The following is a 20,757-nucleotide window of genomic DNA, read 5'->3' as shown; positions in this document are numbered from 1 at the left end:
CCATGACACTCGACGACTTTCAATTCGCCAGCATCCTGGTATCGACCGTGCGCAATGCGCCCGTCCTGATCTTTGCCGCCATGGCCGGCCTGTTTGCCGAACGCAGCGGCATGATCGACATCGGCCTGGAAGGCAAGATCCTGGCCAGCGCCTTCGCTTCCGCCGCCGTGGCCTACACGACGCAAAACCCGTATTACGGCATGGCTGCCGGCATGCTCGTCTGCGTCGCGCTGGCCCTGCTACAAGCGTATGTCAGCATCACGCAAAAGGGCAACCAGCTGGTGGCCGGCATGGCGATCAACATCGCCATGAGCGGACTGACGTTTGTTCTGGCGCAATTCTTCTTCCAGCAAGGCGGCCGCACGCCCGACCTCGGTTCGGCGCGGCTGTTCGACGTGGTCTTGCCGGGTACGCAATACGTGGAACACATCCCCTTCATCGGCTGGGTGTACGCCCACCTGATCGGCGGCCATTCCATCCTCGTCTACGTGGCATTCCTGCTGATTCCGCTCGTGCACTGGCTGCTGTACCACACGCGCTTCGGCCTGCGCCTGCGCGCCTGCGGCGAAAACCCGCACGCGGCCGACTCGGCCGGCGTCAGCGTGGAAGCGACGCGCTACCTGGCCATGCTGGTGGCCGGCATCCTGTGCTCGTTCTCGGGCGCATATCTTGCCATCGTGCAAAGCGGCTTCTTCCTGCGCGACATGTCGGCCGGCGCCGGCTACCTGGCCCTGACGGCCATGGTGTTCGGCAACTGGCGTCCTGTCTACACCTTCCTCGGCTGCTTGATGTTCGGCTTCTTCGCCGCCATCCAGATTCAGATTGAAGGCGTGGACTTGCCCGTCGTGGGCCGCATCCCCGGCTCGCTGATCCAGATGGTGCCGTACGTGGTCACCGTGATCGTGCTGGCAGGCTTGATGGCGAAATCCATCGCGCCGAAGGCCATCGGTATCCCCTTTGTGAAGTCCCGTTAAGAGGCTATCACATCATAAAAAAGCGAAGCCCGCGGGCTTCGCTTTTTTACGCCTGCTCAATCTCTTCCAGCGAGAAAAACACGGCCAGGCCCAAGTTGCGCGCCACCGCCACCATCTGGTCGGCACCCAGCGACGCGCCACCGATGCGCAGCACGGCATCACAATGGTTCAATAAACGCGTCGCATGCGCGTGGAACAGTTCTTCGTACACAAGGTCGCCCACCCGGGTGGAACCGGCCAGCGCCAGCATGGGCAAAGCCAGCCATTCACCGAGCACGGGCATGTGTCCCTTGGCATACAGGGGCAGGCAGACGGCTTGCATGGCGTCCACATTGCGCTGCATCAAGACGGGGTCGTCGCCCGTGCCGGAACGATACGGGCCAGCTACTAAAATCTGCAGTCCTCTTTTGCGCGGCATCAAGTGCAACTGCGCATGCTGCAGCAGCATGATGGTCTTGCCGTCGCAGATGCGGCCATCGGCCACCATCTGCAGCGCTTGCGCCAGGGGCAGTTCCAGCACTTCGATATCCTCGCCCTCGTGCGCCAGGCCGCCGCCATCGCCGATGCGGCTGGCCGGATCGTATTCGGCCACAAAAAAATGCAGGCGCTCCGTCACGGAACCGGGGCTCATGAAAGCCTCGAACACTTTATGCACGGCGCCCACCGCATAGCCCGTTTCTTCTTCCACTTCGGCGCGGATGCGCTGTTCCGCGCTGGCCTCTTCCAGCAAGCCGGCCGCCGATTCGATGAGGAAACCGTCGTGGCCTTCGCGGTAGGTGGGAAAGCGGAACTGGCGGATCAAAATCACCGTGCGTTTGACTTTGTTGTAGAGCAAGATGGTGGCCCCATCGCCCCGGTCATAGGTTTCCCGCGTCTGCGTCTGCCACTGTCCATCGCGGCGCAGATAGTCGAACGTGGTTTTCTGCAATAAATACCAGTCGTGCGACAGGGTCTGCACGCCGTGGATGCGGACCCGTTCCTGCTTGCTATTTTCTTCACGCATAGTGTCTCCTTGTGCTTGTATATGCTTGCCTTTGCCGACTTTATCATGCAAACTCGTGCAATATCAAGAAAATACAAGAAAATACAAGAAAAATCATGCTGACACATCAACGCAAACAATACCTGCTGGACTTGCTCCAACGCGAAGGCCAGATCGTCGCCAAGGCCGTCAGCGATAGCCTGGGCTTGTCGGAAGACACGATACGCCGCGACCTGCGCGAACTGGCGAAAGAGGGTTTATTGGAGCGCGTGCACGGCGGCGCCCTGCCCTTGCTGCCCCGTTCGCCCGCGCTGGCGCCGTTCGCCGGGCGCGAACAGCTTTCGCTGGAAGCCAAGCCCGCCATCGGTCGCGCGGCGGGTGCCATGATACAAACGGGACAAGTGGTATTTCTCGATGGCGGCACGACTGCCGTGCAACTGGCGCGCCAGCTGCCGCGGGAATTGCGCGCCACCATCGTCACGCACAGTCCCTCGATTGCCGTCGAGCTGGTGAATCACCCCGGCGTCGAGGTGCTGATGCTGGGCGGGCGCCTGTACAAGCACTCGATCGTGGGTGTCGGTGCGGCCACCGTGGAAGCCATCGGCCGCATCCGCGCCGACGTGTATTTCATGGGCGTGTCCAGCCTGCATCCACAAGCGGGCATCACTACGGGGGATCATGAAGAAGCGTGCGTGAAACGCGCGCTGAGCAAAGCGTCCAGCCGCACTGTCGTGCTGGCTTCGCCGGAAAAGTTCAATACGGCCTCGCCGTTTCAAATCGTCCCCTTGAGCCAGGTCAACGACATCATCGTGCACCGCGACGTGGAAGACGCCCTGATCGCGCCCTACCGCGAGATGGGGATCAGCATCACCCTGGCATGAAAAAAGCGGCCCGCAGGCCGCTTTCGCATGACACTTTACTGCGGCCAGATCGCCTGCAGCACGGCGGCCAGGCGATAGCCGCCCTCGATCAACTGCTGCTTCGCCAGCGCCGAACTGGGCACGGGATAATGGTCCGGCACGTTCAAGTTCCACACGTTGTAGACATCGCCCTTGCGGCTGGTCTGCTGCGTGGCCGGGCCGGCCACCACATCCGTGAAGGCAATCTTTGACGCCGCCAGCGAGGCATCGGCCCATTGATACGGCCAGGTGGCGGGGTCGCCGCTATTGGCGCTGACCACAGGCGCGCTGGCGATCACGGTGCGCGCGAACTGCTTCGGCGTGCGCGTGCTCAGGCGGCGCATGGCGTAATCGACGACGGTCGTGTCCCAATATGAATGCAGGGGCTTGGTGGGCGACTTCGGATACGCGCTGGCGGGCTTGGCCGCGCCATCCTCGGCCGGCAGCGGCGCGGGGATCACGGCATCCGACAGCGCCGTCATCTTCGCATCGTCGAGCAGCAAGTCATTGCCGCCGCGCGCATTGAAAATGGTGACATCGTCAATCTGCGCCTGCGTGGCGGGCACGAAAAACTGGCCATCCTTGCCGACAAACGCATTGCCCACATGCAATGGCTGGTGGATATCACCGACCAGATGCGTGATCAAAATCAAAGCTTCGCGCTGGCTGAAGCCGTGCGGATTGCTGGCCGCATCGGCCTTGCCTTGCAACACCAGGATCGCCTGCTTGAGCGTCTGCACGATATCGTCATCGGCCGTGCCCACGCCATGGTCGTGGTAGTGCGCGTTCTGGAACGGCACATTCGTGTAATGGTATTCGCCATGCTTGGGGTTCGCCGCGACATAGGTCAACATTTCCGGCGATTGTGGGCCGCAATACGTGCCCTTCACGCAATCGGGCCAGTTGGCGATCTTTTCCAGGCTTTCGCCGGGCAACAGCAATTTCTCCAGCCGCGCCTGCGCCGCGCTACCCTTGAGCAACTGATCGGCGATGGCGCCCACGGCACGGTGGCCGTCGTTGCCCCACGCCAGCGCATTGCCGGAGGAGAAAGCCGCACCCAGCGCCAGCACCGTCAGCAGTTTTTTCATGTTCACTCCTTGCCTTGCGGCGTCGCCTTGGCCGGCTTCGGATATTGCTTGTTGATATCGATAGGCTGGGCATACGCCGAGCTCCACGTCTGCTCATGCAGCGCGGCAATACGCTGCGCCATGGCATCGTTGCGCAACACCACTTCCAGGTTGCGCGACAGGTCGAAATAGCCGCCCGCCCAGTTGCTCGTGCCGACCCAGGCCAGCTTGCCGTCGATGCTCATGGTCTTGCTGTGGATCACGCGCGCGAACGGGATGAAACCCGTCGACGCCGTGGGTATCGTCACGATGCGGATTTCCACGTTCGGCACCAGGGCCAGGCTTTTCAGGTAAGCGATGGCAGGCGCCTCCGTGTTCCAGGCGGATACCATCAGCTTGATTTTCACGCCGCGCTGGGCGGCCGCGCGCACGGCGTTATCGATCACGGCGTAGTACGGCCGCGTGCGGTTCGGGCCGTAGGACAGGGGCGCGTAGTCGAGCAGCTGGATGCGCACTTCGCTTTTCGCTTCCGCCAGCAAGGCGGGCAAGCCCGTTTCCGAGTCCCCAACGCCGGCCGGGTTGTAGGCATTAGGGCTGGCCAGCAGGAAGGCGTTTTGCGCGTAATTGGCAGGCACGATCTTGCTGTTGAGCACCGTGGCGCGGCTGCCTTGCGACGTCAATGCCTGGGCTTGCCAATCCTGTTCAAAAATCGCTTGCACCTGGCTCACCATGCCTGGCTCCGTGATCTTCAAGCCCGTCTCATGGATGTGCTCGAACGAGCGCCAGTCGAAATTCTGACTGCCGATGTATGCCACCTGGCCATCGACGGCCAGGTATTTCGCGTGCACGATGCCATTGCCCGTGATTTTATTGAAATCGATGAGGCGCAAGTCCAGGTTCGGAATCGTCTTGATCTGGGCGATGGTCGCCGCTTCCGACAGGCCCACGCCCTTCTGGTCCAGCAGGAAGCGGATTTTCACGCCGCGCTGGCCTGCGGCCGTCAGGCTCGCCAGCACTTTTTCAAAGGCCGTGCCCGGCTTGCTGACGGCATAGAACTGGGCGATGACGATTTCTTTCTTGGCCGAATCAAACAGCTCGCTCCACACGGTGACGGGCTCGCGCAGGTCGGGATTGGTCAAGCTCGTTTCCACGGGCGAGGTGTGCACCAGCTCAAAGCCGGGAATCGTGAAATCGGCATGGGCCGTGCCCGCGAACAGACTGGAGAGAACGATAGAAACAAATAAGCGACGCATGGTTATTCCTTGTAATGTTATTTGACGCGCACGATGCGGCCGGCCGCCGTGGCGCTGCCAGCCGGCTTGCCGGCGCGCGCGCGGTCGATCAGGTAATTGCTGAAGGCGTCGATGTCGCGCACGCCCGTGTCCAGGCGGCGCGTGCCGGCCGCCAGCACGGTGAAGCGGTCGCCGCCACCGGCCAGGAAACTGTTGGCGGCGACTCGGTATTGTTGATTGTCTTCAAGAGGAATGCCATTCAGCATGATGCTGCCCGGCACCACGCGCTGGCCTTGCGGCTGCGTGCTGTCCCAGCGGTAGCTAAAACCTTGGGACACTTGCAGCAGATTGCCCTCGCCGGCCTCTTCGCCCGGCCATTGCTGCTCGAGCAAGGTACGGATTTGCGCGCCGGAAAGACTCACGACGATCAGGGTATTGCCAAACGGCACCACGGCCTGGTTCTGGCCCACGTTCGTCATCAAGTCGGCGCCTGCTTCCAGGTCCTTGCGGATGCCGCCATTGTTCATCAGGCCAATTTGCGCGCCGGCTGCGCGCGCGCCAAATAAGGTGCTGTCGGCCACCAGGTCACCCAGCGGGGATGCGCCGCCGCCCTTGGTGCTGCGGCCCACGGTGGGCACGGCGATGGCGGCCACGGGACGCGACAATTCGGCCGCGCTGCGCTGCTTCACCGATTCCAGGTAAGCTGCCACGGCCGGGTCCGGCTCATACATGCCTGGCAGCATGACCACGTTTTGCGCGCTGGCATCGATCAGCGCATTCTTGACAGGATCGACCTTGAGCTTGATGCGCGTCAACATGTGTCCGCCCATTTGTGCCTGCGTCACCAGGCGGCCATCGACGCGGCACAAATAGCCCTGGTGCGAATGGCCGCTGATGACCAGCTGAATCGCCGGATCGAGACGTTTCACCACATCCACCACTTCGCCCTTCAGCTGGCTGCAATCGGGCTGGTCGACGGCTTCCTTCGTCTCGCCGCCCTGGTGCAGCAGCACGACGAACACGCCAACGCCCTGCGCGCGCAGCTGCGGCAAGGTGGCGTTGATGGCATCCGCTTCATCACCGAATTGCAAACCGGAAATGCCGGCGGCCGTCACCACGGACGGCGTATCTTTCAGCACGGCGCCGATAAGGCCCACCTTGACGCCATGCGCCTCTTCGATGCGGTAGGCGGGCAGCAGCGACTTGCCCGTCTGCGTGTCGATGACATTGGCCGCCATATAGGTATAGCTGGCGCCCTTGAAGTCGGGTGTGAACTTGCATGCCTTGTCGGCGCGCGACGAGTCGCAACCGCCGCGCTGCTGACGCAACAGTTCCGCCTTGCCCTGGTCAAATTCATGGTTGCCGACGGAACTGGCCTTCATGCCCAGCATGTTCATGGCAACGATGCTCGGCTCGTCCGCCCACAGGGCCGACATGGCGGGGCTCGCGCCGACCAGGTCGCCATTGCCGACAAAAATCAGCTGCGCGTCTTCGCGCCGCCACGCCGTCAATGCGCCGGACAAGGTATCGATGCCACCGGCCTGCACCGTCTTGCGCTCAGCATCAGCGACGCTCGTGTAGCTAAATTTGCTGCGGTCGAGATTGCCGTGAAAATCGTTCAGGGCGACCAGGTTGATATCAACGGGCGCCGCGGAAGGCGTGGGAGGCGTGGCGCAGGCGGCCAGCAGCAAGGTCAGGGCCGCCGCTGCGGCGAGTGGTGTCAGATGATGTTTCATGGTCCCCACGTAGTCATAGTTATCAAAAAATCTACCTCATCCGGGGGACGCCGCGCGCCGCAAGCCCATCCGAGCATTACAAGAAAGCAGAACATAAACGAAAAAACGGCCGGTGTCGCCACCAGCCGTTTGCAACTTCAATCAAGCGTCGAGATTAGAACTCGTACTTGACCGTAGCCTGGATTGCCCATTGGGACTCACCCTTTTGTTGACGCACGGTGTAGTCCTCTACCTTGTCACGCACTTGGTAGATATAACGGCCTTGAGCATCGAGACCCGCAAAATCAACAAAGTTACGCGTTTGACCACCAGCCGAGCGGAAAGCCATTTCATTGATACGGCCCCACTTGCGGTTGATCATGTTGCCCACGTTGAAGAAGTCCATCGTCAACACGCCTTTGTTGCCTTTGAAGAAGCCTGGGACTTCCTGGCTGACACGCATGTCGAAGCTGTTGGTCCAAGGCGAGAAGCTGTCGTTACGCTTCACCACGCCGCCTTTCGCGCTGCGCAGGTCACCGTTTGCGTTAACAAATGCCCAGAAACGGTCTTCGTTGGCGTGATTGGTTGCCGTATCACCACGGAACACCACTTCGCCCGAACCCGGTTTCGATGGGATGTACATCAAATCGTTGCCGCTGACGCCGTCACCGTTCAAGTCATTGCTGTAGGTCCAGCTGAATGGCTTGCCCTTGCGGCCTTCATAGAACAGACCGAAGCTGGTCTTGTAATTGTCGAAGAAACGCTTCTGGAAGTTCAACACTGCATTGAAGCGGTCTTTTACCAGGTAGCCGGAATTGGCGGCAACGTTTTCGTTCGGATTGAAAATCGAACGGGCGTTGAAGTTCGACGTCGATACCGACGAGGTCAAAGGCGACACTTCCGTTGCATCCGTGTACGTGTAGGCAACCGACCAGCCGAAGCCCTTGGTCATAGGCTGGCTAACCGACAGGGTTACCAGATTGCCTGCGCCCTTGTCAGTTTTCTGGGCAACCATGACGTTGTTGAAAGCAGGATTCTTGAGTGCCTTGGCAACGATGGAACCGGAGCAGCCCGTGTTCGTCGCCGACAAGCCACCAGTGGAAGTCCAGCAATTCGTATTGTAAGCACCGGCACCGTAGTACAGCTCACGGCCATCGGTCCCCTTACGCGTCGCCGCGCCCAGGTTCAGATGCTCATAGTAAATGGCATCCTTGTTTTGCGTACGCAGGTATTCCGCGCCGAAAACCAGACCCATCCATGGCAACTCGTGTTCGAATGCCAGGTTGCCCTTCCAGATCGATGGCTGACGCAAGCTAGGCGACAGGAAGTCCACGTTAGCCGCAGGCGCGGCATCAGCGAAGTTCGTCGGCTGCGCATTCGGATCAGGATTGAACAAGCCACCGACGGTTGGGCAAGCCTTGAAGCCGCTGGTGCCGCAACCGACGATACGGGTCGCCACGCCAGGATTGGCGAACGGATTCGACATCCAGACCGTGGCTGCCGCGCCCTGGAACAGGCCGAAGCCGCCGCGCAACTGGGTAGGACGGGCGCTCTCAAACTTGTAGTTGAAGCCCACGCGTGGCTGCCACAGCGTCTGGCCATCGATGGTTTGCGTATTGTTCAAGCCAAAACCGCCGCTTTGTGCCTTGCCAGTCTGAGCGTTGCCAGCAACCAAAGGTGCAGCTGCCGCGGCGTTGTACAGCGGACGATCGCTGATGCCGGCCTTGTCCACGCGCACGCCATATTGCACGGTCAACTGTTTGTTGACGGTCCATACGTCTTGAGCGAAGAAGCCATAGTTTTTCAGGCTGAAATCAGCAATGGCGTTTTCCAGGGAGCCGCCTGCCAACGGTACCTGAACCTGATAAGAGCTCGGGCGTCCAATGCGGAAGTTTTCCAGGATGGCTTGTTGCTGAAGCGTCGGTGAATTGTTGCAGTTGAAACTAGTGCTGCCATCCGGGTTCGGTTTGACAAACGAGTAGCCAACGTTATTGATACAACCGAAGGTGTAGTTACCGTTCACGTTTTGCAGGAACGCATTGTAGACATCGTTCTTGCTAAAGTCGGTACCAAACTTGACTTCATGGTCACCCAAGGCCCAGTTGGCGCCCAGGTAGGCATCTTTGGTCTTGGTGCGCAAGACGTTGAACTGGTACGACTGGTCGGTACCAAAGTTCAGGTAGCGGTCTTTGGTCGAGATACCTGCAGGCGATCCCGCTGGCACGTCACCCGTAAACTTGAGGGACATGGTTGGCAGGGTGGAATTGTTCTTCGGCAGACTTTCATAGTCGCGCGACGACACCTTGAATTCCGTCGAGAAATTCGGCGTCCAGTCGGCAAACCACTGGCCGACGATGGTCTCGATCGACTTGTTTTGCGAACGCCATGCCGAGTTCAGGGCGATGCCGCTATCCGATACACCAGTAAACATCGGCTCGGACTGATCGGTTTTGGAGTAGCGAACCATCGCGCGATGGTTGTCGTTGATGTTCCAGTCCAGTTTCAGCAAGACATCATCAACCGTCAACTTCGTGCCTGCGGGAACTGCCGTGGTACCGACTGGCAAGTTGTACTTATCCTTGGCAATCGTCTGTAAAGCCGAAATAGCGGATTCGGTAATACCGACGTTCGTCATCGAGCTGCCAATTGGACCAAAGTTTGGCGCAGTGCGCGTGCTTTCCAGCTTTTCCTTGTTGGCGAAGAAGAACAGTTTATCCTTGATCAGGGGGCCGCCGACGGAAGCACCCTTGGTCGTTTCGCGGAACGGCGCTGGCGCGTAATAGCTGTCTTTGACGTTGTCGTAACGGTCACCGGCCATCCGGTCATTACGGAACACGTAGTAGACGCTGCCCTTGACATCATTGGTACCGGACTTGGTCACGGCATTGATATTGGCGCCCGTATAGCCTTTTTGCGTCACGTCGTAGTTGGCGACGTTCACTTGCACGGACTGGATCGCCTCGATCGAAATCGGTTGCTTGGCAGTCGGGCTGCCGTTCGATTCCAGGCCGAAGGTGTCGTTCACCGCCACGCCATCGATGGTCATCGAGTTGTAGCGCGAGTTTTGACCGGCAACGGACAATTCGCCGCGCTCTTTGTCGGTTTGCGAAACACGCGGGTCGGAACGGGCGTAATCTTGCAGATTGCGCTGGATCGACGCCTGCATGGCCAGCTCATTGGCGCCAATGTTGGTGCCGGCACCCATGTTGCTGCGGTTAAAGATCTGTGCGCGTGCGCCTGTACCCGTCACGTTCACGACTTGCATCTGGGCGCCCAAGGTGGCGTCCACATTGGCCGTTTCGGCCAGTTCCAGGAACACGCCTTCGCGTTTTTCAACTTCACCATTCTTCGTGATGGTGATGGTGTAGGGACCGCCAGCGCGCAAGCCGCGGGCGACGTAACGGCCTTCCGCATCGGTCGTCACATTGCTGACGGAACCCGATTCGGTGTGCACGATGGTAACAGTGGCGCCAGCTGCCGGCTTGCCGTCGGTGGCCGAGATACGGCCGCCAATGGAAGACGTAGTGTTCTGTGCGAACGATGGTGCCGCCGCCAGTGCAATAGACAGGCTGAACGCGATTTGCGTTAGCCGAAGTCGCTTGTGATTGATCATCTTTAACCCCAGAAAAGACTATTATTTTTGAAAATCCTGGATTGCCCCACCATCCGGCTGCGCCGCACAGCAAAACAAACACAACATTTCCTCTTTACGATGCTGCAACTGTTACGCCGGCGGGACTGGCTGCGGTCCTGACAAGACCATCACAAAACGCCGCTCCACACATCACAACCATTCCTATTCAGACAATAACGGCGGAAAAAACTGCGACCGATCCGTACGACCCAGGGCGCTAGCTCCTGTGTCATTCACCCGACAGGCTTACCCGGCGAACATGGCAAGCCGCGAGTGTAATTGTTAAATATTTCAAGACTGTGACACGGCGGTAAAATGCAGAGGAATGTCGTCATTTAGCTGCGCGACTGTTTGTTTCACTCTGCATCTCACCTTTATTTACTGCAAATACCCATCTTCATACGCTATCAGCCATATGAATTGTGACTTTTTAATATCACATTCATCCCACTATGCATCATCAAAAAATGGATGACAAATACGTTTTTTTTTACATATTTATATATTTTAAGTATAAATAGCGTGGGGTAACTAGCTGGATTGATATCGTGCTGACAGCGTCCGGGCTTATGGCGCGTGATTATAAATGAGCAATATGTACTTGAAATTGATTCATCCAAGAAATTGGACAAAGTCGTGCATCTGCCGTTAATTGTGTCGCATGGCCGCCACAAAATTAACAAAAATACATTACCGGGATTTGAGGGGGAGAAATGAAAACGGCCGGAATATCCGGCCGTCCTGAGAGTATCAGTTGTGAACGTCGCGCAACTTACGGTTTGCTGTTCTTGCCTGCCTTGTCGGCCGCGGCAATTTGCGCTTCAAAGCGGGTGAAACGGGCATCGAGTGCTTTCAGCAAACGTTGCTTGTCCGCTTCCGCCAGGAACGAGTACCGCAAGCTGTTATACGACAGCTTTTTGATCTCCGCATAATCGGTCTTGTACTGGCTGGCAAACAGCACGTATTCATTCGACAGGGTATTGCGCGAGACGCCCGCGTCATCGGTGGAGATGACGAAGGGCACGCCATATTTACGGTACAGGGTGATCGGATGGGCCTGACCCTTGATGCCGAGAATGTAATCGTTACTGGTCAGGTTCACTTCCACGGGGATGCCCCGTTCACGCATCTTTTGCATGGTCGCCAGCGCATTGTGCTCGTAGGCGATATCCATGCCGTGACCGATACGGTCGGCGCCCGCCACATCGACGGCTTCGGCGATATGGAAAGCCATGCCTTCCGGCGGCACCATGCCCAGCGCCAGCTCGCCGGCGTGCAAGGCGATCTTAACGTTCGGATACTTTGCCTTGAGGAACTTGAACATTTCCATGTGCAGGCTGTAATCGCGCATCGACACGTTCACGCTTTCCTGGCCCACGATGTTCACGCCCACCAGCAAGGGATTCAGGCTCGCTGCCTTGAACGCGGCCACCATCGAGGAAAAAACTTGCGATGGCGACAGGAAACGCAACACATACGCCTGGTAACGCATGGTGAAGTGCGCATCGTCGATGCCGGCGCTGCTGGCGTTGACGTTGTCGTTGTAGGCGGTGATGCTTTTCTGGAAGCCGGCATCCTGCTCCAGGCTGCCTGTCCAGTTGGCCAGCAACGCTTGCAGCGCGGCCGGCTGCAAGCCCGGCGCCAGCACTTGCTGGTCGAACTGCGCGTTTTGCACGAATGGCGACAGCTCAAAGATCGTCTCAATATAGCTGAGGTTTTCCGCGATGGCGCGCTGCTTCAGGGTTTTCAGGCCATCGGCCGTGTTCGTGGATGCCACGGGGCCGAAATAGCCAAAGGTATCGAAGAAGGTACGGTCCGGCGGCGTCTGGATGGCGCCGTGATTATAGAAATCCTTGGTCGACCAGCGCTGCAGCAATTCCGCATACAAGCCCGCATCGGCAAACACTTCCGTGGACGACAGGCATCCACGCTGCGCGGCCGGCTTGGCGCGCTCGGCCGCCACGACGTCCTTGTTGCTTTCGATGCGATACGTTGTCTTGTTGACGCAATAGTTTTCCTTGTCGACCCAGTCGAGGAATTGCTCGGCGTAAATGGCGCCCGAGTAATGGTGATGCAAGTCACCTCCCTTGGGCATCATGGAAAAGAACAGGCTCAACTCGGCCGTCTTCGGCTGCGCACCGGCAACCAGCGCGGCAAAATGGCGCGCGGTGGCTGCTTCATTGGAAGACGGGGCGGCCTGCGCCGTTCCGGTCAAGGCCAGCGCGGCGCCAAGCGCCAGGCCAGTGAGTTTCTTGTACATTCGCGTTCTCGCTCAGGATAATTCGTATGGAACAACGGGTAGGTCAGCCCTGCCCCCGCACATGCACGCATCGGCCGCCTGAATAGGTGGCGGCCACGGCACGGTCGTCGCCCAGCAGCGCAAAGGCAAACAGCAATTCCTCCAGGCTTTGACAACCGGCCGTGCGGCGTTCGAGCAGCGGCGTCGATTGCTTGTCGAGCACAATAAAATCCGCTTCCGTGCCTGCCGCAAAATTGCCCAGGGTGCCCTCCAGTTGCATGGCCCGCGCAGCGCCCAGTGTCGCCAGATAAAACATGCGCAAGGCGGGCAGATAGCTGCCTTTCAAGCGTGCTACTTTATAGGCTTCGTTCATTGTTTGCAACATCGAGAACGAGGTGCCGCCGCCCACGTCGGTGGCCAGCGACAGCAGCACCCGCGCCGCATCGGCCCGCTCGAAATCGAACAGGCCGCTGCCCAAGAACAGGTTTGATGTAGAACAAATGGCGGCCGCCGACGACGTCTCCGCCATGCGCGCGCGGTCGCGCTCGTCGAGCCAGATACAGTGCCCGAACATGGCGCGCGGACGCAGCATGCCGTACTGGTCATACACATCGAGATAGCTGCGCGCCTGCGGATGCAATTCGCGCACCCAGCGGCATTCATCCGCGTTTTCCGACACGTGCGTCTGCAAATACGTATCCGGATAGGCGCGCGCCAGCTCGCCCGCCAGGTGCATCTGTTCGTTGGTGGACGTCGGCACGAAACGGGGCGTGATCGCATACAGCGAACGGCCGTGCTTGTGCCAGCGCTGGATCAGCTCTTCGCTTTCGCGCGCACCCGACTCGGCCGTGTCGCGCAGGAACTCGGGGCAATTGCGGTCCATCATGACCTTGCCCGCCACCATGCGCAAGCCGCGCGCCTCGCTGGCGCCAAAGAAGGCATCGACCGATTGCGGATGCACGCTGCCATACACCATGGCCGTCGTGGTGCCGCAGCGCAGCAGTTCATCGAGGAAAAACTCGGCCACATCGCGCGCATGTTGAGGATTCTCAAACGCGCGCTCGGTGGGGAAAGTATAGGTTTCCAGCCACGGCAGCAAACCGGGAGCGGGCGAGGCGATCATTTCCGTCTGCGGGAAGTGCAGATGGGTATCGATGAAACCCGGCACGATCAGCTTGCCGCGGTAATCGACGATCTCGGTGCCGGGCGGCAAAGTCGCTTGCAGCTGCGCATAATCGCCGGCGGCCACGACCTTGCCATCGGCCACGATCAGCAAGCCATCCGCATGCCAGGCGTGCGCCTCCTCGCTAAAGGCGGGATCGGCGTGGAAGTGCAGCAAGCTGGCACGGTAAGCTTGCAATGTAGCAGGAACAATCGGCATGACTTCTTTCTATAACGGGTGAATGGCGGCGCGTTTCTCGCGTCGCGGTGGCGCGCTGGCCGAGGCCAGCCGCAGCGGTGCGGCCAGGGCGGCCGCGGCCGCGTCCTCCCACACCATGAGTAGTTGACAGGCAACGGACGCGGCGATCACGGCCGGCGCCTTGTTGCGGATGCCGGGCATGCCGATCGGACACACCATGGCGGCAATACGCGCGTCCGGCACGCCGCGCGCCTGCAGGCGGTGCTCGAACTGCTTGCGTTTCGTATGCGAACCGATCAAGCCGAACCAGCCCGCATCCTCGCGCTCCATGATGGCTTGCGTCAAGCGCTGATCGAGCGCATGGCTATGCGTCATGACGAGAAAACTGCCGCCCGGCGGCGCCATGGCGACAAATTCCTCGGGCGTATCGGTGGCGGCGATGCGCACATTATCCGGTAGTTGCGCAGGAAACATGTCTTCGCGTTCATCGACCCAGGTGATATTGCAGGGCAAGTGGGCCAGCGCGCGCACGATGGCGGCACCCACATGGCCGGCGCCAAACAAGGTCAAATGGGCGCGCGGCGCCAGGCAGGGATCGACCAGCCAGCGCCGGCCCTTGCCATCCTGCGCGACATGGGTACTGCGTTCGCGCGAAAACGTGTCGGGCGCCTGTGCGCCTGTACCGGCGATCAGGCGACCGGCAGCATCGAACAGCGCCGACACGGCTTCACCGTCGAGCACCGTCAAACGCCAGCTGTCTTGCTGGCGGCGTTCGCGCAAGGTGGCCAGCAATTCGTTCAGGCTGGCATCGACATATTCGAATGCCAGGTGGACGACGCCGCCGCAGCATTGTCCCAGGCTGGGGCCCAGTGCAAAACGCTCGAGCCGCGCATGGGTCTCGCCCGTGGCCAGCATGGTCTTGGCGATTTCCACGGCGCGCAATTCCAGGTGGCCGCCACCGATGGTGTCCAGCTGGCCATCGAGGGTCACGCGCATCTTCGCCCCCGCCTCGCGCGGTCCGGAACCTTCCACCAGGGCAACCGTCACCAGCACGGATGCCTGCGTGTCGTTCTCCATCGCTGTCAGCCAGTCGCTCATGCTGTACTCCTAGGCGCCGGCATGCGCCGCTTGCACGGCCATGACCGCCTTGAGGATTTCCTCGCTGGTGGCGGGGGCATTCAGCGGTGGCTGCACGGCGTGATGGCCCACGCTGGAAATGGCGTCGCGGATGGCGAAGAACACGGAAAACGGCAGCAGCAGCGGCGGCTCGCCCACGGCCTTGGAACGGTGAATGCTGTCTTCCACATTGCGATTCTGAAACAGTTTCACGCGAAAATCTTCCGGGCAATCGGAAATACCCGGAATTTTGTACGTCGATGGCGCGTGCGTCATCAGCTTGCCCGCCGCATTCCACCACAGCTGCTCCGTCGTCAGCCAACCCATGCCCTGGATAAATGCCCCCTCCACTTGACCCAGATCAATCGCGGGATTCAATGACTGGCCCGCATCGTACAAGGCGTCCGCACGCAGCAATTTCCATTCGCCTGTCAGGGTATCGACCACCACTTCGGCCACAGCCGCACCATACGCGTAATACGAAAACGGATGACCCGTCATCGTCTTCGCATCCCACGACAGGCCGGGCGTGGCATAGAAACCGTCCGACCACAGTTGTACGCGGGCCAGATACGCCTTCTGCACCAGTTCGGCAAACGCGACGACATGGCCATGCACGTGGATATGGTTGTCAAAGAAGCGCACAGCAGCAACGTCGCCGCCATACAGTTTGACCGCGTAATCGGCCAGGCGTTCACGGATCTGGCGCGCTGCATCCTGCGCCGCCTTGCCGTTCAAGTCGGCGCCGGTGGACGCCGCCGTGGCCGACGTGTTCGCCACCTTGCTGGTATCGGTGGCCGTGGCCCGCACGCGGTCCAGGTCCAGGCCCAGCTCGTGCGCCACCACCTGCATGACCTTGGTATTGATGCCCTGTCCCATTTCCGTGCCGCCATGGTTGACCAGCACGGAGCCATCCACGTACACGTGCACGAGGGCGCCCGCCTGGTTCAGATGCGTGACGTTGAAGGCGATGCCGAATTTCAAGGGCGTGAAGGCCAGGCCCTTCTTCAAGACCGGGCTGGCCTCGTTGTAGGCATCGATGGCGCGGCGGCGCGCCCGGTAATCGCTGCTCTCTTCCAGTTCGGCAACAAGTTCATGGATCACGTTGTCGACGATCTTCTGGCCATATGGCGTGACGTTGCGTCCCTCGGCATCGTTGCGGCCATAGAAATTGAGCAGGCGGATATCGAGCGCATCGCGTTGCAAGTGGCGGGCGATTTCATCGATGACATACTCGATGGCAATGGCGCCCTGCGGCCCGCCAAAGCCCCGGAATGCCGTGTTCGACTGGGTATTCGTCTTGCCGCAGGCGGCGCGGATATCCACGTCGGACAGGTAATATGTATTGTCGAAGTGACAGACGGCGCGCGTGGCGACAGGGCCGGACAAGTCGGCCGAATAGCCCGCGCGCGTGGTCATGTCGACCTTGGCGGCAAGGATGCGGCCTTCGTCGTCGTAGCCCACTTCGTACTCATAGTAAAAACAGTGGCGCTTGCCCGTCACCAGCATGTCGTCGTCGCGGTCGGCGCGCAATTTCACGGGACGCTTCAGTTTGGCCGCCGCAATCGATGACGCCGCCGCCCACAGGGCCGATTGCGATTCCTTGCCGCCGAAGCCGCCCCCCATGCGCCGGCACTCGACGGTGATATTGTGCGAATGCACGCCCAGCGCATGCGCCACCACGTGCTGCATCTCGCTCGGATGCTGGGTCGAACACAGCACCAGCATGCCCTGCGCTTCCTTCGGGATGGCGTAGGAAATCTGTCCTTCCAGATAAAACTGTTCTTGGCCGCCCACATACAGCTGGCCCTTGACCACGTGCGGCGCGCCTTCGAACGCGGCCTGGTAGTTGCCGCGCGTCAGCTGCATCGGCGGCAGCACGTACGATTGCGCGGCCTTGGCCGCTTGCGGCGTCATGATCGCGGGCAATTCCTCATATGACACTTGCGCCAGGCGGGCGGCGCGGCGCGCATGGTCATGCGTATCGGCCACAACGATGAAGATGGGCTGGCCCACGTATTGCACCAGATCAAAAGCCAGGATGGGATCGTCGTGGATAATGGGACCGCAATCATTCGTGCCGGGAATGTCCTGCGCCGTATAGACGGCAACGACACCGCCAGCGGCGCGCACGGCCGACAAATCCATGGCCGTAATGCGCGCATGGGGCTTTTGCGACAGCCCCAGCGCCGCATGCAAGGTACCCTGCAGTTCGGCGATGTCGTCCGTGTAAGTGGCTTGTCCCAGCACATGCAATTGTGCCGATTCATGCGGGCTGGGCTTGCCCACGGCGGCCCAGGCAGCCGCTTGCAGTTCGGGCGTGGCAGGATGGTTCATACTGGTCCTTTCAGGCGCGGCAAGCGTAGGCGTTGACGGCCGTGCGCAGCAGCGGCGCAGCGGGACGTGTTTCCAGCCAGAAGCGGCGTAGCAGGTTTTGCGCCGTCGTCATGCGATAGGTAGTCGACGCGCGCATGTCAGACAGCGGCGCGTAATCGTCGGCCAGCAAGCGCATGGCGATGACCAGGTTCTCTTCCGTCCACGCCTGTCCACGCAAAAATGCTTCCGTTTGCGCGGCACGCTGCGGCGTGGCCGCCATGCCGCCAAAGGCGATGCGCGCATCGACGATATGTTCGCCATCGAGCCGGAACGCGAACGCGGCGCACACGGCCGAAATATCCTGGTCGAAACGTTTCGCCAGTTTATAGGTGCGGAATTGCACGTCGGCACGTGGCAAGGGAACGCGCACGGCTTCGACGAATTCGCCTGGCTGCATATCTTTCTTTTGGTACCCCAGATAGAAGTTTTCCAGCGGCATGATGCGCTGTCCGGCAGGGCCACGCAGCACGATCTCGCTGCCCAGTGCAATCAGCCACGGCATCGAGTCGCCGATGGGAGAACCATTGGCCACATTGCCGCCCAAAGTACCGGCGTTACGAATCGGCAAGGAGGCAAAGCGTTGCCACAGTTCCGACAATTCCTCCGGGTAATGCTGGCACAGCGCCCCGTAAGCATCGTTCAGGCTGGCGCCGGCGCCGATGTGCAGCTTGCCGTCAACGAGGGCAATCGTCTTCAGCGCCGCCACGTTGCCCAGATAAATGATGTCGCCCAGGTCGCGCAATTGCTTGGTCACCCACAAGCCCACGTCTGTGGAACCGGCCAGCAGGCACGCTTGCGGCTTTTCCGCGCGCAACGCCACCAGTTCATCGATGCTGCGCGGCGCGTGGAAGTGCCGGCCGCCATGTTCATACGTATGCAGGCTGCCACGCTGCAGCGCCTGCAATTGCCCCCTCAAGGCATCGCGATCGAACGTGACGTGCGGCAATTCCACCATGCGTCTGGCGGCATCGATGATGGGCCGGTAACCGGTGCAGCGGCACAGATTGCCCGACAGGGTGTCGTCGATTTCGCAGCGCGTGGGCGTCTCGCCGTTTTTCTGCAGATACATGCCCCACAAGGACATGACAAAACCTGGCGTGCAAAAACCGCACTGGGAACCGTGGCATTCGACCATCGCCTGCTGCACCGGGTGCAGGGCGCCGTCCGGCTGCTGCAAGTCTTCCACGGAAAACAGGGCCTTGCCATCGAGGGTGGGCGTGAGCTGGATGCAGGCGTTGACGGCCTTCATCTCGACCTGGCCATCGACCAGGCTGCCGATGACGACGGTGCAGGCGCCGCAATCGCCTTCGGCGCAGCCTTCCTTGGTGCCCGTGCAATGCAAATCCTCGCGCAGGTGCTGCAACACAGTCTGCGTAGGGGCGGCGTTGCGTACTTCCTGTACGGCACCACGGTAATAAAAGCGGATCGGTTCTGACATGCTGGCCTCGGTATAGTCCCAGTATAGGAGATTAACACCGGCATATGGGACAACTATATGCAAAGACTGATTTTACTTATCATCCAATATCAATACCCATCAAGCAGCATAGGGATGCGTCGCATGCCAGTGCTCGGCGATATCGATGCGGCGCGTGATCCACACCTGCTCATGGCCCTGCACATAATCGAGAAAGCGCGCCAGCGCCGCGGCCCGTCCCGGACGTCCCACCAGGCGGCAATGCAAGCCCACCGACAACATCTTCGGCTGATTCAAGCCGTTCGGATCGCCTTCCGCATACAACACATCGAAGGCATCCTTCAGATAATCGAAAAATTGCGTGCCCGAATTAAAGCCTTGCATGGCGGCAAAGCGCATGTCGTTCGTGTCCAGGGTGTAAGGCACGATCAGTTGCGGCTGCACGGCCGGCATGCCGGCGGCATCCGTGTACGCCACTTTTTCCCAGAATGGCAGATCGTCGCCATAGTAATCGGCGTCGTAGCGGAAACCGCCATGCTCCACCACCAGTTTGCGCGTATTGGGCGAATCGCGCCCCGTGTACCAGCCTTGCGGGGCCGAACCCGTCAATTCGCGGATGATCTGCACGGCTTCGCGCATGTGTTCGCGTTCCGTTGCTTCATCCATGTTTTGGTAGGAAATCCAGCGCAAGCCATGGCAGGCGATTTCATGCCCCAGTTCCTGGAAAGCCGCCACCGCCTCCGGATTGCGTTTCAAGGCCATCGATACGCCGAATACGGTCAGCGGCAGGCGCCGCTCCTCGAACATGCGCAGCAAGCGCCATAATCCGGCACGCGAGCCGTATTCGTAGATCGACTCCATGCTCAGGTGGCGCGCGGGAAAGGCGGCCGCACCGATCATTTCCGATAAAAAGGTTTCCGAGGCAGGATCGCCATGCAGCACGCTGTTTTCCGCCCCTTCCTCGTAATTGAGGACGAATTGCAGGGCGATGCGGGCCTTGCCCGGCCATTGCGGATACGGGGGCGTGCGGCCATAGCCGATCAAGTCGCGTGGATAATCTTCGTAATTGTTCATGCGGAGGCGCGCCTATAGGAGGACAATGTTGGCTATATGCCCAATCATATAGCCAGGCGCAGTCACCGGTATATGATTTGCACGATAAGCACATTCACTCACCCTATATACAGGATAGCAAATGGGAAAACTCAGCACGCATGTACTCGATATCGCCCACGGCAGGCCGGGAGCCGGCGTCAAGGTGGCCCTGTTTTCAGTCGCGCCGGAAGGAAAAGTGCTATTGAAGATGGATATGACCAATAGCGATGGCCGCTGCAGCACGCCTTTGCTGGAAGGCGAGAGCATGAAAGCGGGTCAATATGAACTGGTATTTAACGCAGGCGACTATTTCGCCGCCCAGGGAGTGGAACTGCCTTCGCCCCGCTTCATCGATCTGGTCACCCTGGCCTTCGGCATTGCGCATACGGACGAGAACTACCACGTGCCGCTGGTAGTGTCGCCGTGGTCGTATTCGACCTATCGCGGAAGTTAAGCGACGTTACATGACAAAGGCAGTGCTTAGCGCTGCTTTTTTTACGCCTGTCTGCTGACAAAACAAAACCGCCAGACGTAAAAAAACCCCAACCGGATCACCGGAAGGGGTTTTTTCGAATAACAAGCCTGACGATAACCTACTTTCACACTGGTTGCAGCACTATCATCGGCGCAAAGTTGTTTCACGGTCCTGTT

The 20,757-nt window shown here is 59.9% G+C and carries 13 protein-coding genes and 1 pseudogene; 3 read left to right on the top strand and 11 right to left on the bottom strand.

All coding sequences use genetic code 11. From position 1 onward, the window contains the following. Positions 1-2 precede the first annotated feature (2 nt). Positions 3-974 carry an ABC transporter permease gene (locus tag O0881_RS23085; RefSeq protein WP_034754516.1) on the top strand — a complete coding sequence of 324 codons (972 nt, stop codon included), beginning with the start codon at positions 3-5 and terminating at the stop codon, positions 972-974. 418 nt (positions 975-1,392) lie between these two features. Here O0881_RS23085 and O0881_RS23080 read toward each other — a convergent pair. Continuing rightward, positions 1,393-1,977, bottom strand: a pseudogene (locus tag O0881_RS23080) (NUDIX domain-containing protein); the annotation flags it as partial. A 95-nt stretch (positions 1,978-2,072) separates the two neighbouring features. Here O0881_RS23080 and O0881_RS23075 point away from each other — a divergent pair. Beyond that, complete coding sequence (locus tag O0881_RS23075) at positions 2,073-2,837, top strand: DeoR/GlpR family DNA-binding transcription regulator (protein WP_289913259.1); 765 nt, start codon at positions 2,073-2,075, stop codon at positions 2,835-2,837. 35 nt (positions 2,838-2,872) lie between these two features. Here O0881_RS23075 and O0881_RS23070 read toward each other — a convergent pair whose 3' ends face one another. The 10 genes from O0881_RS23070 to puuE form a co-directional block, all read right to left on the bottom strand. Next, the gene (locus O0881_RS23070; protein WP_289913258.1) at positions 2,873-3,943 is read right to left on the bottom strand and encodes a S1/P1 nuclease; all 1,071 of its coding nucleotides are present in this window, start codon (positions 3,941-3,943) and stop codon (positions 2,873-2,875) included. A 2-nt stretch (positions 3,944-3,945) separates the two neighbouring features. Further along, positions 3,946-5,175: a phospholipase D-like domain-containing protein gene (locus O0881_RS23065; RefSeq protein ID WP_289913257.1), complete on the bottom strand. Its 1,230-nt coding sequence runs from the start codon at positions 5,173-5,175 to the stop codon at positions 3,946-3,948. A 17-nt stretch (positions 5,176-5,192) separates the two neighbouring features. After that, complete coding sequence (locus O0881_RS23060) at positions 5,193-6,890, bottom strand: bifunctional metallophosphatase/5'-nucleotidase (RefSeq protein WP_289913256.1); 1,698 nt, start codon at positions 6,888-6,890, stop codon at positions 5,193-5,195. A gap of 154 nt (positions 6,891-7,044) precedes the next feature. Then, positions 7,045-10,482 (bottom strand): TonB-dependent receptor, encoded by a 3,438-nt coding sequence (locus tag O0881_RS23055; RefSeq protein ID WP_289913255.1) that lies wholly within the window; start codon positions 10,480-10,482, stop codon positions 7,045-7,047. Positions 10,483-11,275: 793 nt separating this feature from the next. After that, positions 11,276-12,763 (bottom strand): adenosine deaminase, encoded by a 1,488-nt coding sequence (locus O0881_RS23050; RefSeq protein WP_289913254.1) that lies wholly within the window; start codon positions 12,761-12,763, stop codon positions 11,276-11,278. Between the two features lie 43 nt (positions 12,764-12,806). Beyond that, positions 12,807-14,123, bottom strand: coding sequence for a guanine deaminase (guaD, locus tag O0881_RS23045; protein WP_289913253.1), 1,317 nt, complete (start codon positions 14,121-14,123; stop codon positions 12,807-12,809). Positions 14,124-14,132: 9 nt separating this feature from the next. Next, positions 14,133-15,200, bottom strand: coding sequence for a xanthine dehydrogenase accessory protein XdhC (xdhC, locus tag O0881_RS23040; RefSeq protein WP_289913252.1), 1,068 nt, complete (start codon positions 15,198-15,200; stop codon positions 14,133-14,135). A 9-nt stretch (positions 15,201-15,209) separates the two neighbouring features. After that, the gene (gene xdhB / locus O0881_RS23035; protein WP_099665389.1) at positions 15,210-17,555 is read right to left on the bottom strand and encodes a xanthine dehydrogenase molybdopterin binding subunit; all 2,346 of its coding nucleotides are present in this window, start codon (positions 17,553-17,555) and stop codon (positions 15,210-15,212) included. A gap of 10 nt (positions 17,556-17,565) precedes the next feature. Continuing rightward, the gene (gene xdhA, locus O0881_RS23030) at positions 17,566-19,032 is read right to left on the bottom strand and encodes a xanthine dehydrogenase small subunit (protein WP_289913251.1); all 1,467 of its coding nucleotides are present in this window, start codon (positions 19,030-19,032) and stop codon (positions 17,566-17,568) included. A 99-nt stretch (positions 19,033-19,131) separates the two neighbouring features. Beyond that, entirely contained in the window at positions 19,132-20,085 is a 954-nt protein-coding gene (puuE, locus tag O0881_RS23025) for an allantoinase PuuE (protein WP_289913250.1), read from the bottom strand. 121 nt (positions 20,086-20,206) lie between these two features. Between puuE and uraH the strand changes: the two genes are divergently transcribed. Next, a complete protein-coding gene (uraH, locus tag O0881_RS23020) occupies positions 20,207-20,560 on the top strand; it encodes a hydroxyisourate hydrolase (protein ID WP_070303439.1) in 354 nt (117 codons plus the stop codon). Positions 20,561-20,757: the final 197 nt, after the last annotated feature.

Origin of the sequence: Janthinobacterium sp. SUN100 (assembly GCF_030397705.1) — a bacterium.
GTDB lineage: Bacteria > Pseudomonadota > Gammaproteobacteria > Burkholderiales > Burkholderiaceae_D > Janthinobacterium > Janthinobacterium kumbetense.
This window is presented reverse-complemented; position numbering and strand designations above follow the sequence as displayed.

Coding starts and splice junctions, on each gene's coding strand:
- O0881_RS23085 (WP_034754516.1), top strand. CDS start 3: ATGACACTCGACGACTTTCAATTCGCCAGCATCCTGGTATCGACCGTG.
- O0881_RS23075 (WP_289913259.1), top strand. CDS start 2,073: ATGCTGACACATCAACGCAAACAATACCTGCTGGACTTGCTCCAACGC.
- O0881_RS23070 (WP_289913258.1), bottom strand. CDS start 3,943: ATGAAAAAACTGCTGACGGTGCTGGCGCTGGGTGCGGCTTTCTCCTCC.
- O0881_RS23065 (WP_289913257.1), bottom strand. CDS start 5,175: ATGCGTCGCTTATTTGTTTCTATCGTTCTCTCCAGTCTGTTCGCGGGC.
- O0881_RS23060 (WP_289913256.1), bottom strand. CDS start 6,890: ATGAAACATCATCTGACACCACTCGCCGCAGCGGCGGCCCTGACCTTG.
- O0881_RS23055 (WP_289913255.1), bottom strand. CDS start 10,482: ATGATCAATCACAAGCGACTTCGGCTAACGCAAATCGCGTTCAGCCTG.
- O0881_RS23050 (WP_289913254.1), bottom strand. CDS start 12,763: ATGTACAAGAAACTCACTGGCCTGGCGCTTGGCGCCGCGCTGGCCTTG.
- guaD (WP_289913253.1), bottom strand. CDS start 14,123: ATGCCGATTGTTCCTGCTACATTGCAAGCTTACCGTGCCAGCTTGCTG.
- xdhC (WP_289913252.1), bottom strand. CDS start 15,200: ATGAGCGACTGGCTGACAGCGATGGAGAACGACACGCAGGCATCCGTG.
- xdhB (WP_099665389.1), bottom strand. CDS start 17,555: ATGAACCATCCTGCCACGCCCGAACTGCAAGCGGCTGCCTGGGCCGCC.
- xdhA (WP_289913251.1), bottom strand. CDS start 19,032: ATGTCAGAACCGATCCGCTTTTATTACCGTGGTGCCGTACAGGAAGTA.
- puuE (WP_289913250.1), bottom strand. CDS start 20,085: ATGAACAATTACGAAGATTATCCACGCGACTTGATCGGCTATGGCCGC.
- uraH (WP_070303439.1), top strand. CDS start 20,207: ATGGGAAAACTCAGCACGCATGTACTCGATATCGCCCACGGCAGGCCG.